Origin of the sequence: Paenarthrobacter sp. NPDC090517 (genome assembly GCF_044769165.1) — a bacterium.
Lineage (GTDB): Bacteria > Actinomycetota > Actinomycetes > Actinomycetales > Micrococcaceae > Arthrobacter.
This window is the reverse complement of sequence record NZ_JBIVXN010000005.1, coordinates 205451-220548: the sequence shown is the minus strand read 5'-3', so window position 1 is coordinate 220548 and position 15098 is coordinate 205451. Positions and strand designations below refer to the sequence as shown.

The following is a 15098-nucleotide window of genomic DNA, read 5'->3' as shown; positions in this document are numbered from 1 at the left end:
TGTGGTGCTTCTTCGGCAACCCCACTGTCGACAGTCAACATAATACGTCAACTGTGACCGACGACACCAGCGATGTCAACAGTCAACCTCGGAGGTTGACTGTTGACAGTCAACCTAGCTAACGTGGTGTCCATCACTAAGGTCCCTCTCTGGCGAGGGCCCCAATTTGAGGATCAATGACGATGTTTCATCAACGACTGGGCTGTTCGTCCATCAGCTTCCGCCACCAGGATCTGGCCACTGCCCTGCACACCATGCGTGGACTCGGTTTCGAGGAAATCGATCTCGGCGCGCTCCCCGGCGTCTGCGACCATGTGCCCTACGTACTGGACGCCGCGGCAGTGGAGGCGGTTGCCGCCGTCGTTATTAGCTCGGGACTGCGCGTTCGCTCGGTGAACGGCGACATCGGAGACCTGAACGCAACGCTCGACGCCGGCACGAGGGAAGCGCGCGACCGGCACCTCGAGATGCTGCTCACCCTTGCGGCCAAAACCGGCGCGAAGGCACTTGTCCTGCCGTGCGGGGCCATCGACCACGATCCCTTGCGGAGCTTGGAAGAGGACATCGACCTCGTGGCGGCGCAACTGATCCATGCCGCCGGGCGCGCCGCGGAGTTCGGTGTGGAGTTGTGGACCGAATCCCTGCACTATTACCGGCTGTGCTGGAACAGTGAGCGTGCACAGCTCCTCGCCGACCGCCTTGCCGGTTCCGACGTCGGATTCGTCATGGACTTCAGCCACATCGTCGCTTCCGGGGGCGACCCCGTGGACTTCGTAGACCGTTTCGCCTGCCGCATCAAACACGTCCATGTGCGGGATGCCGTGGCGGCCAGCGACGACGAGCCAGGGCGTATCAACCTCAGCGTCGGCAACGGCGAGGCCGACTTCGCCGCCGGACTCGCAGCACTACGGAGCGTTGCCTATACAGGCCACTTCTCCCTGGAACTCGAAACCCGGGACGTTACCCACGACGAACGCCCCGCCGCCGCAGCCAAAGCAGCCAGCTTCATTTCAGACCTCATCTAAACCGCGTCACCTCATATTCAAGGAGCACCATGACCACCATCCAGCGCACCGCCGTCCTCACCGGAGCTACGTCCGATCGCGGCATCGGCCTGACCACCGCCCGCCGCTACGCCAACCAGGGCTGGGGCATCGTCATCCTGGACCTCGACGGTGAGAAGTCCGCCAAGGTTGCCGCCGAAATCGCCAACGAATTCAATGTTCCGGCCTTCGGCTACGAGATTGACGTAGCCAACGAAGCCTCCGTCACCGCAGCCCAGGCCGCAGTCGCTGCAGAAGTTGCCGCCGGAAACCTCCCGCCCGTGGGCGCCCTGGCCAACATCGCCGGCATCACCTCCCCCGTTCCTTTCCTGGAAACCACGCTAGAGCTGTGGCACAAGGTCATGGACGTCAACGCGACTGGCACCTATCTCGTCACCAAGGCGTTCCTTCCTGACATGATCGCCAACGGCTGGGGCCGTATCGTCAACATGTCCTCGGTCTCCGCGCAACGCGGCGGCGGCGTGTTCGGCAAGGTTCCATACTCCGCAGCCAAGGCCGCCATCCTCGGCTTCACCAAGGCACTCGCCCGCGAAATCGGCGAAACCGGCGTGACCGTCAACGCCATCACGCCCGGCGCCGTGGACACCAACATCCGCGTCGGCAGCACCGAAGAGCAGGAAGCCGCCATCAACGCCGGAATCCCCTTGGGCCGCAACGCCACCACGGAGGAAGTAGCCGCCGTCATCACGTTCCTCTCCTCCGAGGACTCCGCGTACCTCACCGGCACCACCATCGACATCAACGGTGGCAGCCACATCCACTAAGTCCCTCCCCAGTCCGAAATCCAGAATCAGGACCCACCATGACCAGAATCTTCAACGATCCCGCCGACTTCGCTGACGAAGCCCTCGCCGGTTTCTGCGACGCCCACTCCGACCTCGTCCGCCAGGTTGAAGGTGGCGCTGTCCGCCGAAGCCGCCCGGCAAGGCCGAAAGTCGCCGTCATCACCGGCGGCGGCTCGGGTCACTACCCTGCCTTCGCCGGCATCATCGGGCCGGGCTTCGCGGACGGTGCCGTGGTGGGCAATATCTTCACCTCACCTTCCTCGCAGCAGGCCTATTCCGTGGCCAAGGCTGCCAATTCCGGAGCCGGCGTTGTGTTCACCTACGGCAACTACGCCGGGGACTTCATGAACTTCGGCATGGCCAGTGAGCGACTGAATGCCGAGGGAATCGCCACGGAGAACGTGCTTGTCACGGACGATATCGCCAGCGCCTCCATCAATGAGATCGAGAAGCGCCGCGGTATCGCCGGAGACTTCGTAGTCTTCAAGGTCATGGGAGCCGCTGCCGAGGCCGGACTGGACCTGGACTCCGTGGTTCGCTTGGGGCGGAAGGCGAACGAGTTCACGCGGACCATTGGCACAGCCTTCCGCGGATGCACCTTCCCCGGCGCCGATCAGCCGTTGTTCCGCCTTCCCGAGGGACAGATGGGCCTGGGCCTTGGTATCCACGGCGAGCCTGGACTGTTCGATACCGAGCTGCCGTCCGCCGTCGAGCTGGGGCAGGAACTCGTGCGTCGGGTGTTAGCCGAAACGCCCGTGGGGGCTTCCTCCCGTCTCGCGGTGATCCTCAACGGTCTGGGTTCCACGAAGCACGAAGAACTGTTCGTCCTCTGGAGCACCGTGGCTCCTCTGCTCCGCGAAGCCGGCTATACCTTGGTGATGCCGGAGGTGGGTGAGTTGGTGACCAGCCTGGACATGGCCGGCGCATCGCTGACACTGACGTGGCTGGATGACGAGCTGGAACAGTACTGGACCGCTCCGGCGCTGACACCGGCCTACCGTCGCGGTGCTGTCGGGTTCGACATCGCTGCGTCTCACGCCTCTGAAACTGAGCCGGACGCCGTTACCGTTGCCAACTACTCCTCCACAGACGAGTCCCGCGCTTATGCCTCACAGTGCCTTCAAGCCTTGGACACGACGGCGGCGCTCCTTCGCGATTCCGAAGCAATGCTGGGCGACATGGATGCGATTGCGGGCGACGGGGACCATGGCCGCGGCATGGTGCGTGGATCCATGGCAGCCCTCGACGCCGCTGCCGCTTCGTTCGAACGCGGCGCAGGTGCTGGTTCGCTGCTTGCAGCTGCCGGGGACGCTTGGGCAGACAAGGCAGGCGGAACCTCCGGGGTTCTGTGGGGCGCGGGATTGCGCGCCTTTGGCGAGCGGTTGGGAGATGCAGAGACCCCGACGCCGGATGTCCTCGCCCAGTCTGTTCGAGCCTTCGCAGACCGGATCTCGAACCTTGGAAAAGCCGGGATCGGCGACAAAACCATGATGGATGCGCTGCTGCCCTTTGCATCCTCATTTGAAGACCGTGTCCTATCAGGCGCTGCTGCCGAGGACGCGTGGGCAGCCGCTGCATCAGACGCTACCGAGGCGGCTGCGTCTACCGCAGGGCTTCGTCCCCTCAAGGGACGCGCCAGACCATTGGCCGAGAAGAGCATAGGCACGCCGGATCCCGGTGCGACGTCGCTCGCCATGGTGTTTGCCGCCGTCGGGCCTCACTTCACCGCAATTCCCGTTCCAGCCGCAGCAAGCAACTAGGAGAATTTCCATGCGCATCATTGTGGGTGCCGATGAAGCCGGCGTCGACTACAAGAACCGAGTCCTGGCCGACCTTGAGGCTGACTCCAGGGTCACGGAGGTCATTGATATCGGCGTGAACCGTGCTGATGAAGACTTCACCAGGCCGTACCCCTACGTGGGTATCGCGGCCGGTGAAATGATCCGCGACGGCCAAGCGGACCGTGCCATCCTGTTCTGCGGCACAGGGATAGGCGTGGCCATCGCGGCCAACAAGGTCCCCGGCATCAGGGCGACAGCGGCCCACGATTCGTTCTCCGTGGAACGCTCAATCTTGTCCAACGACTGCCAGATCCTGACCATGGGACAGCGCGTTGTGGGCGAGGAGTTGGCCCGTCGCCTGGCCAGGGAGTGGATCGGCTACGCGTTCGATCCTTCATCAGGTTCGGCCGCGAAGGTCAAGGTGCTTAGCGACTTTGAGGGCTGCTGAGACAGCGGTGCAGCCGGGATCCGCAGAAGTACGCTACGGCCCTCACACGCAGTAGTCCGAATCTTCTCTTTGCGATAGGCTCAATGTTGCAAAGGGCATTAGCCCTGAGAAGTGGGCCTGGCAGTCTTCCGGATGGTATGACGAGCCGGGCCTGCGTTGTTTAACGTTCGCAAAAAATGATCTCCTGGACTAACGGTGATGCTTTCCGAATCCAGTCGCCACCTTTTTGGTGACACCAAGCCACGGCATCGCTGACCCAGAGCAGGGGCTCCTCATGGGCTTTGCAGTGCGTGTACTGAAATCCATCCCCGCATCCGATGGCCTTCAGGTGCTGCGCGATGAGTCGGCGGTCTGACTGCTGTAGCGAATCGTCGCTCTCGAGGACCAGCTTCCTCGCTCCGCCGGCCACCAAGTCATCCAGCAAGCGCTGCAGGCACATCATTCACCTCATGCAGTGGCTGAGCTACCGCTACTCCCCTTCAGTTCGAACCCCGGCGCAGCTGGAAGGTACCGCAGGCCACGTAGTCGGCTAGAAGCCGCCGCCCCCGGCACCTGTTTCGCCCGCCATGTTGGCAAAGCGTGAGTAGTGGCCTTGGAAGGCGACCACAATGTCCTTGGTGGGACCGTTACGGTGCTTGGCGATGAGAATGTCCGCCTCACCGGCGCGAGGCGATTCCTTGTCGTAGACATCTTCACGGTGGAGCAGGATGACCATGTCGGCGTCCTGCTCGATGGAGCCTGATTCACGGAGGTCGGACACCATTGGGCGTTTGTCCTGGCGCTGCTCGGAACCACGGTTCAGCTGTGACAGTGCGATGACGGGAACCTGCAGCTCCTTGGCAAGCAGCTTGAGGGCACGGGAGAACTCGGAGACTTCCTGCTGGCGGGATTCAACTTTCTTACCGGAGCTCATGAGCTGGAGGTAGTCGAGGATCACGAGTTTGAGGTCGTGCTGCTGCTTCAAGCGGCGGCACTTCGCACGGATTTCCATGAGGGACATGTTGGGGCTGTCGTCAATAAACAGGGGAGCATCATTCATGCGGCCCATAGTGGTGGCGATCTTGGACCATTGCTCGTCCTTGATGGTGCCCTTGCGCAGATCCTGCAGGCCAATGGTGGCTTCTGCGGAGAGAAGACGCATGGCGATCTCGTTCCGGCCCATTTCCAGGGAGAACATGACCGTAGCCAGGTTGTTCTTGATGGCCGCGGATCGGGCGAAGTCCAGTGCGAACGTGGACTTACCCACGGCAGGACGGGCCGCGATAACAATCATCTGGCCGGGGTGAAGTCCGTGCGTCAACTCGTCCAGCTCGTAGAAGCCGGTAGGAACGCCCGTCATGCCTTCGCCGCGGTGACCAGACGCTTCAATTTCATCCACGGTGGATTCCATGACGTCCTTCAACGCCACGTAGTCCTCCGCAGTACGCTTCTCAGCTACCGCGTACACCTCGGCCTGGGCTTGGTTGACGAGGTCTTCCACTTCGCCGTCCTGGCCGTAGCCCATCTGGACAATCTTGGTGCCGGCGTTAACCAGGCGGCGCAGCACGGCGCGTTCAGCAACGATCTCGGCATAGTAGCCGGCGTTGGCCGCTGTGGGGACCGTTTGGATGAGCTCGTGAAGGTAGGCGGGACCGCCGATCCGGTTGATCTCACCACGCTTGGTCAGCTCATCTGAGACGGTGACGGCGTCTGCAGGTTCGCCGCGGCCGTAGAGATCAATGATGGACTCGTAGATGGTCTCGTGTGCTGGACGATAGAAGTCGTGCCCACGGACGATTTCGACTACATCGGCAATGGCGTCCTTGGACAGCATCATGCCGCCGAGTACCGACTGTTCAGCAGGGATGTCCTGGGGAGGTTTCCGGCTCGAGTCCGAAGCGCGTGAGCCCTCGATTGAGTCCAAGTGCGTAACTGACAAAGCCGTCCTCCATTTGTGTACCGCTGCAGGGTGTACTGTCCTGGCGGCCCGTAAAGCGCGATGTGGCTACAGGGTCCGCCTGACGCATCTCACGATGGCAGGGAGGTCCGACAAAATAGCCATATCCACAAGTTATCCACAGTGGGTTCCGTAGACCCGTCACAAGTAGCGACATTGTGGGACCCCAAGAAACCCAGCGCGGGATATTCATGCCCAAAATGGACACTTCAGACACGTTACAGCAGGCGCCTGATACCCCCTGTGGAAAACCTGTGGAATACAAGCTCCACGTTGTGCACAGACTGTGCGTTACCCTGTGGATAGAGAATTTCTTTTAGGAGCAATTAGCCTCTGACCTGCGGAAACACTCTTCACAAGCTGTGGACCCAAGAAAGATTTGGGCGGAACTAATCCACAGAGGCCGCACGCTGTCGGGTCCTTCAGGCACAGTAAAACGTGCTAAACATGCCGAAATTGTGATGCATCTAACAAAGAAGCTCTTAATTTGACACGGTTCTCTCAGAAGCCTATGCCGGAAGTGGAATGTGCTGTGGATAACCAACTTCTGGCATAAGCTCTAAGCATGGGGATGAACTTTGGTGACGTACTAACGATTGTCCTTCCGCTTCTTGTCCTCGTGGGCCTGCTGTGGGCGCTCACTGCGGCCTTCAAACCGCGCGACACGGGCCTTTCGGATGCAGAGAGGTATCAGCGTGAATTAGCGGCGCGTTCCGCTGCGCACCAAGCGTCCCAAGTGCAGGAAGCACTGGCCCTCCGCGCTCGAATCGAAGCCACCACCAAGCCGAGCCAGAACGTGGCCAGCCAAAGGGAACAAGCCGAGAACGCCAGGACCCCCATCCAAGCCCAGACCGGGCGCTCTGATGGCCAAACGGGACATCAGCCCGCCGTACTTCCAAACGGTCAGTTGAACCCGCAACTCGCCTTCGAGTTACAAAACCTGGTCCGGAGCGGGAAAAAGATCGAGGCCATCAAAGTCCTGCGCCAGGCCACCCACTCAGATTTACTTACCGCCAAGAACTACGTAGATCGGCTCTGACAACGCCATGGATTCCATCCTCATCCCGCTCCTGATCCTCATTGCGGTCATTGCGGGCGTGCTTTTGCTTATTCGCTCATTCACCAAGCGCTCGGCTGAAAGCAAGGCCACCATCGCAGCGGCGAACGCCCCCAAGGACCCGGTGGAGCTGGCAAAGGAGTCTGCGGCCAAACTCAACCAGGAACAACACCGGCAGCTTTACTCCCTCATCGCCCAGGGACAGGGCATGGCAGCCATCAAGCTATACCTGCAGGCGACTGGTGAGGGCCTGCGGGCCTCGCGTAACGCCGTCGGTGCCCTGGCAGCGCACCCTCAGCCGTTCACGCCGGAGGCCCCGCCCAAAGACTTGCTGGCCGACGACGACGACGAACCTGAACGCTTCCCCTACAGATACAGGGCAATCGTCAGCAAGGGCGACGTCACCCGGGAAGTGAGCAGCAACATGCTCAACGACGAGATCTACGGACGAATCCGCACGCTGGCAAAGAGCGGTGATGTGGAGGGCGCGGCACTTGCTTTGACGCGCCACTCAGACATCAACATCAAGCAGGCCCGTGAGTTCATCGAACTCTTGGACGACTAAGGGCGCCTAGAAGTCGAACAAGTCGCCCAGGAAGCCTTCCTTCTTCTTCCGCTTGCGGCCGTACTGGTCGTAGCCGTCGCGACGATCATTGTCCCTCCGGTCGTAGTCGCGCCGGTCCCGGTCGTCGTAACGCGGCTGCTGGGGCCGCGACTCAAAGGGATTGTAGATGGGTGGCGGCGCGATAGGAGGCTGGGACGGCGCGGCGGCGGGCCGGGCCGGAGCTGGAATGGTTTCCGCCGCGACACGATCAATGATCTTGTCCAGCTCCCCACGGTCCAGCCACACGCCCCTGCACTGCGGGCAGTAGTCGATCTCCACGCCGCTTCGTTCGCTCATCACCAGGTCAATGGAATCCACAGGACACTTCATGTTTGCCCCAACGATCGAGCGATCAAAATAGTTCGTTCCAAGTAAGGGACGGCTGATGAACCAGTTGGGGAAGGAGTGCGCCCTCCCCGTTCCCACATCAAAAGTCGCGCCGGACAGCTTTCCTGTCTTGATTGAGGTGATACCGCGCCCGGAGGAGAAAGCTGCGCAGCGCCTCTGTTTCCGACTCGGTGCGAATGGTGGTGAAGTCCATGATCCCGGCGCGCTCATCGGTGTCCCACACTCGCCAGCCCGTGCCGTCGCGATCGATCCACGTCGACCTTTCTGCGCGGCCGGTCGGACCGAACCAATTCGCGGTCGCCACGCGACGCGCGGCGAGGTAGGTCGATATCCTCGCCACGGTCAGGGGTTCGCCGTCCGCCAGCAACTCGTCCAGATCGTCCAGGTCGTGCAGCTCTCGATTGTGCATGATCCCATTATTCTTCGGCATGCTGTCGGATCCGTTCATTCCCCAGCGTACGATCAATGACCCCAGGCTTTGGCAGAGCGGATAGATTTCCATTACTGCCCTAAATAGGGGCTACCGGCCTGCTGAAATCCCAGCCAGCAACTGTTCGAACGGCAGCGACTCGAGCGAGTCGTTCTTGCGGCGCGGCTGCGACCCGCTCAACAGCTGCACGAGTTCACCCGCGGCCCGGTCGACGCGCACCGAGAGGGGCGAGGCGCCGTCGTCGGTGTTTCCCCAGTCCTGTGGCCCCGCGAAGACGCCCGTGGCCGCGATCCTGGTGCGCAAGTAGCTGAATAGGGGACGCATCGCGTAGTCGAGGACCATCTGGTGGCGGTCGGTGCCGCCCGTGGCGCCCAGCAGCACGGCTTTGCCCTCCAACGCCTTCGGGTCCAGGACGTCGATGAACGACTTGAACAGACCGCTGTAGGAGGCGCTGAAGACGGGACTGACCGCGATGATGGCGTCGGAATCCTCGACGCCGGCAATGACGTCCGCGAGGCGCGGTGCCGCATATCCGGTGACGAAGTTGTTGGCGATGTCCACCGCCAGGTCGCGCAGTTCAACAACGTCGATCTTCACGTCGTACCCGGCCGCGCGCAGTTGCCGCTCAGCGGAGGCGGCCAGCTGATCAGCCAGCAAGCGGCTCGACGACGGGACGCCGAGTCCGGCGGAAAGTACGGTAATGCGGCGCGTTTCCATGGCATTCTCCTGTTGCTCGTTCATCCAGCTTACATGCGTTTGCATCTAAATCAATGAACAGGGCAACGCTCCGAAGTATTCCCGGAAGGCCCTAGCCACCCTTGAGCTGCATCAGAAACGACACAGTAGCCTCGGCAATCTGCCCTTGTGCCACCGCGCGGTCAACCGTGGGATTACCGTCGCCAGGCTGAGCACCATAGCTTCCGAAGAACGCATGATTCCCACCCTGAATCTCGACGAAGCTCGCATCGAGGGGCAGCAGCTCGCGGGAAGCGTCGATCTTGGCTGGCGTACCGAGTCCGTCTTCAGAGCCTGAGACGGACAGGACCTGCAGCCCCGACCGGTCATGCATGGAGTCCAAAGGGTAGGAGGCGTATAGGAGCAACCCGTCCACGTCTTGGTTAGCAAGGGCAAAGGAGCTCGCACTGACTCCGCCCAGCGAATGCCCGCCCACTGTCCACGTGGAGATTTCCGGATGGTCGTCCATGACTCCGCGGGCCTGGCTTCCATCCAGCAAGCTGAGATTCAGGGGCGTCTTGAGAATCACCACGAGAATCCCCGCATCCGCCGCTGGCCTAAGGATGTCCGCGTAAGCTCGCGTTTCAACGCGGGCGCCGGGATAGAAGATCAGTCCCTTGGTAGCGGGCTCCCCAGCCGGAGTCATAGTGATGGCCGTTAGCGACTCTGCAACGTCCCCCGCGACCCAGGCTTCAGGCGCGTCGCCGACTTGATAGGCGAAGGGGTTCAGCCACACCAGCATGGCCACGAGTGCCAACACTAGGACCCGCCCACCCCACGCACCAATGGCCCTCAGCGCCGAACGCTTACGGAGCGCACCGCGGCGGCGCCAGAGCAGGACACCCCAAAGAGCTCCGACGAAGGCGGCAGTCACCAGGAGGCCGGGCAGCAACGGGTGTCCGCGCAGGACAGCTGGATTGCCGATCAGCATCCACACCGGGACCAGGATCAAGGCCCCGACACACGCCGCGGATGCCCAGGAGAGAACGGGCTGGCGCGCAACGGGAAGGGCCTCAGGGGAGAAAGTCATACCCCAATAATAGTTCCATCATGGAGATACTTTGAATTACCTCCCCTGTCACCAGGGACTACTGCCTCGCCGCGTGCGTGGAGAGGAAGTCGAAAGTCTTGTCCCGCGCTTCGCGTGCCTCGTCGAAGTTCAGGTGGAACTGGTATTCATGCGGCAGTTCAGGCTCGTGCGTAGCGGGCCAGAAGAGCTCGGTCACAGGGACTCCGGCATCCTTCAGCCGGTTACTGTAGGGAACAGACTGCAACCACGTGAGCCCGTCGCCATTGCCGCCGCTAATGAAGGTCGGCGGGAAGTCTTCGGTTACGAAATCGATAGTGGACATGGTGGCGCCAGCGTAGGTGGCGGACCAATCCTTCGTGCCCGTGTAGGCCCACAGCGACGTCTTGAATCCCCAGGCCACAATTCCGCTGAGGTCGGCCATGGCCCGAAGGTCATAGACGCCGCAATGCAGGATGGTGGCCGCCAACTCCGACTTCTGTAGCGCAGGTTGAATTCCCATGAGATTGGCATACTCGGGGTTCACCGTGAGTGTGGTCATCTGGCTCGCGAGTTGCGCGCCGGCAGAGTCCCCGGCCAGGACGATGCGGTTGGTGTCCACGTTAAGCTCGGCGGCATGGGCCTTGATGTAGGCAAGGGCTTCGTTGATGTCACCTACAGCCGTGGGGTAGGTGGCCTCGGGGGCAATCGGATAGCTCATGCCAATGGTGGTGTAACCCTCGGCCGCAATGATCTGGAGATAGGGATTGACATCCCGTTGGGCCCCGGAAATCCAAGCCCCGCCGTGTATCCACACCACAGTGGGAAGTGGCGCAGTGGTGCCTGCAGGGCTGAATACGTCGAAGGTGGAACCGGGCTTGTACACGACGCCGGGCCGGGTTTGCAGCGGTGCATCCGGTACGTACGGCGTCATTTCGTCAATCGTTGCCTGCGCCCCGCGTTCAAAAACACTTCGGATCAGCATTGCCGAAGGCCATGGCGTGGCCGAAAGTGCCAGGGCGACGATGAGCACCAGCAAAATGGCCAACTCCAGCTTTCGCGTAGACCGCGTCCGCCTGGCCTTCGAGGGCAATCCCTTTCGGACTGGCTCGTCCTGCCTCGTGCTCGCTTGAATTGATTCCAACGGCCCCATCACACTCTCCCCCGGTCGGCGCATCTGAGGACCATGCTAAGGCTGAAGGGCGTCCCCGAGGGTCAGGACAGCGGCCGCGCCGCCTGCAGCAGGACCCCTTCGCCGCCGTCGAAGGTTACCGTATGAAATCCGGGTCCCCGAGCCACCTCACGAAATCCCCACTTCCGGTGCAGAGCCAGCGACGCCTCGTTCAGCGCATTGACCGCATACCAAGCGTGGTCAGCCCGCTCCCAAATCCACGCCATACGGGCGCCCGTTAGTTCGGCAGCTACTCCAAGGCGCCGAAGCCCCGGCCGCACAGTGACACCGCCCAAGTAGTGACCGGATAACGCAGGGCCATGGTCATAGTCCCAGTGGTGGGTTTTCGCCCACCCCACGACGCCGGTCCCTCCGCCGATATTCGCGCCATCTTGCGATTCCGCGACGACAACGAGACGCGCGTGGTCCGCGACGGCAGCGCTAAGACTCGCGGCGAATCTGTCAGCGAGGGCCTGCGAAGTCCGCCCCGCCGCTATGTCCACGGCGATGATGCCAGGTACGTCTGCTTGGCTGGCCGGGCGAATCACGAAGGTCATGGTGTTTAGTTTAGTTTCGGAAAAGGCTTGCATTATGAGTTCGAACTCATAATATGGGATTAGCGATGTGGCCTCCCTCACGGTGCGCATCAAATTCCAGCCTTCAGCGTGGAAGGCCCAACGATCGGATTTCCAGTCACTTTTGGGTCAGAGTGTGAGGGGTGCACTCAAATCGGTCACGGTGGGAGTGTCCGTAGCCTCCGTGGTGGCGATCCTCCTGATCCTGCCCATGAGCCTGCTGTTCTGACCGGCCCCGCTTACCGCCTACCCACCACGCACGAAAGAAGACCATGACACACCAAACAATCGCCCCTCTGGACGGCGTCCGGGTCTTGGAACTCGGTAACTACATCGCCGCGCCCACGGCCGGCAGGCTGCTGGCCGACTTCGGAGCTGAGGTCATCAAAGTGGAGCGGCCCGGTACCGGCGACGAACTGCGCAACTGGCGCCTGCACAAAGGCAACACGTCCATGCTCTACCGCACGCTGAACCGCAACAAAAAGTCCGTGGTCCTGGATCTGCGCACGGAGGCAGGCAAGCAGGCTGTGCTGGAACTGGTGGCCAAGTGCGACATCCTGCTGGAGAACTTCCGCCCCGGCACTTTGGAAAAGTGGGGCTTGGGCCCGGAGGTCCTCAATAAAGCCAATCCGGACCTGATCGTCACCCGCATTTCTGCCTTCGGGCAGACCGGGCCACTGTCCGAGCGGCCAGGTTTCGCCGCCGTCGCCGAAGCTTATGGCGGGTTCCGCAACCTGGTGGGCGACCCGGACCGCGCACCGGTGCGTGTTGGCGTCTCCATCGGGGACTCGATCGCGGGCCTGTACGCCGCCTTCGGCTCCATGATGAGCCTGTACCAGCGTGAAGCACGACGACGGGACTCGGCCGGCGCGGTTCCGCTCACCGAGCGCATCATCGACGTCGCGCTGAACGAGGCAATGTTCTCCATGATGGAATCACTGATCCCGGACTATCAGGCCTACGGTGTGGACCGGCAGCGCGTTGGTGGCCGCATGGAGGGAATTGCTCCATCCAACGCGTACGTGTGCAAGGACGGTGCGAGCATCGTGGTGGCCGGCAACGGTGATTCGATCTACCAGCGCTACATGCAGACAATCGGCCGCCCGGACCTCGCAGAGGACCCTTCCCTGCAAACAAACGCCGGCCGCTGGGCGAAGCGCGAAGAACTGGATCAAGCAATCGGCGAGTGGGCAGCGACGCTTTCAGGAACTGAAGCCCTGACAGCGCTCGAAGCCGCCGGTGTCCCCGCCGGCCCCATTTACACCGCGGCCGATATCAGCACGGACAGCCAGTACGCCGCCCGCAACATGATCCAAAAGTTCGACGTATCCACGGGCGAGGAAGTCCTCCCCGGTGTCGGCTTCCCGGGCATTGTCCCGGTGATCGGGGACCAGTCCCCGCCCATTCGGAACCTGGGCCCGGACCTGGGCGAAAACACGCAAGAAATCCTTGGTGGGCTCCTGAACATGGACGCCGCACAGATCGATGCGGCTTCCGGCCGCGAGGAGGCCCTCCGACCATGAACCCCTTTGAAAGCCCCCTTGCTTCAACGCTGGGCAACGTCCTCTTGCGGGACGTCACTCTGCGCGATGGGCTCCAGCTCACCGGTAAGCTCCTACCTGCAGAGCAGAAGATCGAGACCGTGAGGGAACTGCTGCGGTTGGGTATTCCCGCGATCGAGCTGGGTTCCATGGCCCGCGCAGACCTGGTTCCCACCATGGCCAACACGCTGGAAGTAGTCCGGGCCCTCACCCCCGAGGAGCTGGAAAAATGCTGGATTTGGGTGGCGACACCGGGCCACGTTGCCAAGGCATCCGCCGCCGGAGCGCGGAACTTCCAGTACTGCTTGTCGGCGTCGGATTCGCACAACAAGGCGAACATCGGGCGGACTACGGACGAGAGCTTGGCTGCCTTGCCCGAGGCCGTCGAGTACACGCGAGCTGTTGATGGCCAAATCCAGCTGTGCATTGCCACGTCCTTCACGTGCCCTTTTGAGGGTTACGTTCCCGAGGAGCGCATCCTCTCCATCGCCAACGATCCCCGCGCTGAAGGCACCACGGACATCGTCATATGCGACACCCTGGGGCAAGCCGTGCCCGCGCAGGTAGCGCGGCTCATCACCCGAGTGCGGGACGAGTCCCCTGCGCGCAGGATCGTGTACCACGGCCACGACACCTGGGGTTTGGGCGTGGCAAATACGCTCGCCGCCATCCAAGCAGGTGCCACCATGGTGGACGGTGCCCTCGGTGGTCTGGGCGGCTGCCCGTTCGCGCCCGGAGCCAGCGGCAACACCTCCAGCGAAGACATCCTCTTTGCAACCCGTCCTGGGTGGCTCACCCCTGACGCGTTCGCCGAGCTGGTGGTGCTTTCGGAAAGGTTGCTCGCCGAACTGGGCGAACCGAACCGCTCCAAGGCAGTCCAGGGAGCTCGTTCCAAGGCTGAGGCTTTTGAGTGGGTCATGCCTGCCGCTAACCAGCCCTCCAGTGATCAGCCAGCTTCCGCTGGGGGCAACTGACCGTTGGCCACCATTTCCTGGTCACCACTGCCATTCCGGAACCTGGAGCCACGACACGCCCCCGGCCTCGCCGAGTTGCCCTGCACCGTCCTACCGCTTGTGCGAGCCTGAGCATTGTGGGGCCCCGGACAGTTCCAAGGGCAGGGCTATCGCGCCTGCCTTTAGGTCTTCCGGCCAGCCCCGCCCGCAGCCATGAGTTCCAGACGCCTGAGGGTCTCCCGGTTTCTTACGGAAATCATTGGGTCCCGCAGGGCTTTGGGCACCACTTTTCCTGGCCCACGCACGGCATCCTCAGTGATTGAGACGCGGCATTGAGCGCCTCCGAGGTCCTCGAGGGTGATCAGCACCTTTGCCTCGCCCAAGGGCCACCCCCTTGCGAGCAGCTCCAACTTGTAGCCAGGTTCCATGCTTGTCACCCGGGTACTGTCATCTATGAGGAAAGGCCAGGTGCCCACGGAATGGTGCAACTTTGCGCCAACATGCGGCCATTGCTCGTCCACGGCGCGGATTCTTGAGGCACCCACAACCCAGCCCGAATAGAGCCAGCCGTCCTCAATGACCTTCCAAATGTCAGCGGCAGGGGATTTGAACAGCTGCGTCACGGTAGACATGGTGTTCCTCTCTGCGTGCACATCAAGAAATG

17 protein-coding genes are annotated in these 15098 nt (G+C 62.0%); 9 read left to right on the top strand and 8 right to left on the bottom strand.

The window, feature by feature from the left end:
• Nucleotides 1-182: 182 nt before the first annotated feature.
• The 4 genes from ACIQTW_RS16605 to ACIQTW_RS16590 are packed head-to-tail and all read left to right on the top strand — an operon-like array spanning nt 183 to nt 4078.
• A complete protein-coding gene (locus ACIQTW_RS16605) occupies nt 183-1025 on the top strand; it encodes a sugar phosphate isomerase/epimerase family protein (protein ID WP_402939298.1) in 843 nt (280 codons plus the stop codon).
• Nucleotides 1026-1054: 29 nt separating this feature from the next.
• Nucleotides 1055-1828, top strand: a complete 774-nt coding sequence (locus ACIQTW_RS16600; protein ID WP_179017986.1) for an SDR family NAD(P)-dependent oxidoreductase — start codon at nt 1055-1057, stop codon at nt 1826-1828.
• 38 nt (nt 1829-1866) lie between these two features.
• Nucleotides 1867-3609: a dihydroxyacetone kinase family protein gene (locus tag ACIQTW_RS16595; protein ID WP_402938984.1), complete on the top strand. Its 1743-nt coding sequence runs from the start codon at nt 1867-1869 to the stop codon at nt 3607-3609.
• A 10-nt stretch (nt 3610-3619) separates the two neighbouring features.
• A complete protein-coding gene (locus tag ACIQTW_RS16590) occupies nt 3620-4078 on the top strand; it encodes a ribose-5-phosphate isomerase (protein WP_402938983.1) in 459 nt (152 codons plus the stop codon).
• 529 nt (nt 4079-4607) lie between these two features.
• Here ACIQTW_RS16590 and dnaB read toward each other — a convergent pair.
• Nucleotides 4608-5996, bottom strand: a complete 1389-nt coding sequence (gene dnaB, locus ACIQTW_RS16585; protein ID WP_017197290.1) for a replicative DNA helicase — start codon at nt 5994-5996, stop codon at nt 4608-4610.
• A gap of 589 nt (nt 5997-6585) precedes the next feature.
• On the opposite strand from dnaB, the gene ACIQTW_RS16580 reads away from it, so the two are divergent.
• Nucleotides 6586-7053: a hypothetical protein gene (locus ACIQTW_RS16580; protein ID WP_402939296.1), complete on the top strand. Its 468-nt coding sequence runs from the start codon at nt 6586-6588 to the stop codon at nt 7051-7053.
• A 7-nt stretch (nt 7054-7060) separates the two neighbouring features.
• Nucleotides 7061-7636 carry a hypothetical protein gene (locus tag ACIQTW_RS16575; RefSeq protein WP_402938980.1) on the top strand — a complete coding sequence of 192 codons (576 nt, stop codon included), beginning with the start codon at nt 7061-7063 and terminating at the stop codon, nt 7634-7636.
• A gap of 6 nt (nt 7637-7642) precedes the next feature.
• Here the strand turns inward: ACIQTW_RS16575 and ACIQTW_RS16570 are convergent, their stop codons facing one another.
• The 6 genes from ACIQTW_RS16570 to ACIQTW_RS16545 form a co-directional block, all read right to left on the bottom strand.
• Complete coding sequence (locus ACIQTW_RS16570; RefSeq protein WP_402938977.1) at nt 7643-7993, bottom strand: zf-TFIIB domain-containing protein; 351 nt, start codon at nt 7991-7993, stop codon at nt 7643-7645.
• A 109-nt stretch (nt 7994-8102) separates the two neighbouring features.
• Nucleotides 8103-8525: a hypothetical protein gene (locus ACIQTW_RS16565; RefSeq protein ID WP_402938975.1), complete on the bottom strand. Its 423-nt coding sequence runs from the start codon at nt 8523-8525 to the stop codon at nt 8103-8105.
• Between the two features lie 18 nt (nt 8526-8543).
• Entirely contained in the window at nt 8544-9170 is a 627-nt protein-coding gene (locus ACIQTW_RS16560) for an FMN reductase (RefSeq protein WP_402939294.1), read from the bottom strand.
• Nucleotides 9171-9261: 91 nt separating this feature from the next.
• The gene (locus tag ACIQTW_RS16555; RefSeq protein ID WP_402938972.1) at nt 9262-10218 is read right to left on the bottom strand and encodes an alpha/beta hydrolase; all 957 of its coding nucleotides are present in this window, start codon (nt 10216-10218) and stop codon (nt 9262-9264) included.
• Nucleotides 10219-10276: 58 nt separating this feature from the next.
• A complete protein-coding gene (locus ACIQTW_RS16550) occupies nt 10277-11242 on the bottom strand; it encodes an alpha/beta hydrolase (RefSeq protein ID WP_402938970.1) in 966 nt (321 codons plus the stop codon).
• A gap of 167 nt (nt 11243-11409) precedes the next feature.
• Nucleotides 11410-11922: a GNAT family N-acetyltransferase gene (locus tag ACIQTW_RS16545; RefSeq protein WP_402938968.1), complete on the bottom strand. Its 513-nt coding sequence runs from the start codon at nt 11920-11922 to the stop codon at nt 11410-11412.
• 67 nt (nt 11923-11989) lie between these two features.
• Between ACIQTW_RS16545 and ACIQTW_RS16540 the strand changes: the two genes are divergently transcribed.
• The 3 genes from ACIQTW_RS16540 to ACIQTW_RS16530 are packed head-to-tail and all read left to right on the top strand — an operon-like array spanning nt 11990 to nt 14455.
• A complete protein-coding gene (locus ACIQTW_RS16540; protein WP_402938966.1) occupies nt 11990-12169 on the top strand; it encodes a hypothetical protein in 180 nt (59 codons plus the stop codon).
• Between the two features lie 43 nt (nt 12170-12212).
• Nucleotides 12213-13463 (top strand): CaiB/BaiF CoA transferase family protein, encoded by a 1251-nt coding sequence (locus ACIQTW_RS16535; protein ID WP_402938963.1) that lies wholly within the window; start codon nt 12213-12215, stop codon nt 13461-13463.
• A complete protein-coding gene (locus ACIQTW_RS16530) occupies nt 13460-14455 on the top strand; it encodes a hydroxymethylglutaryl-CoA lyase (RefSeq protein ID WP_402938960.1) in 996 nt (331 codons plus the stop codon). Before ACIQTW_RS16535 ends, ACIQTW_RS16530 begins: the two co-directional genes overlap by 4 nt.
• Nucleotides 14456-14616: 161 nt before the next feature.
• Here ACIQTW_RS16530 and ACIQTW_RS16525 read toward each other — a convergent pair whose 3' ends face one another.
• Entirely contained in the window at nt 14617-15066 is a 450-nt protein-coding gene (locus tag ACIQTW_RS16525) for an SRPBCC family protein (RefSeq protein WP_402938958.1), read from the bottom strand.
• Nucleotides 15067-15098 lie beyond the last annotated feature (32 nt).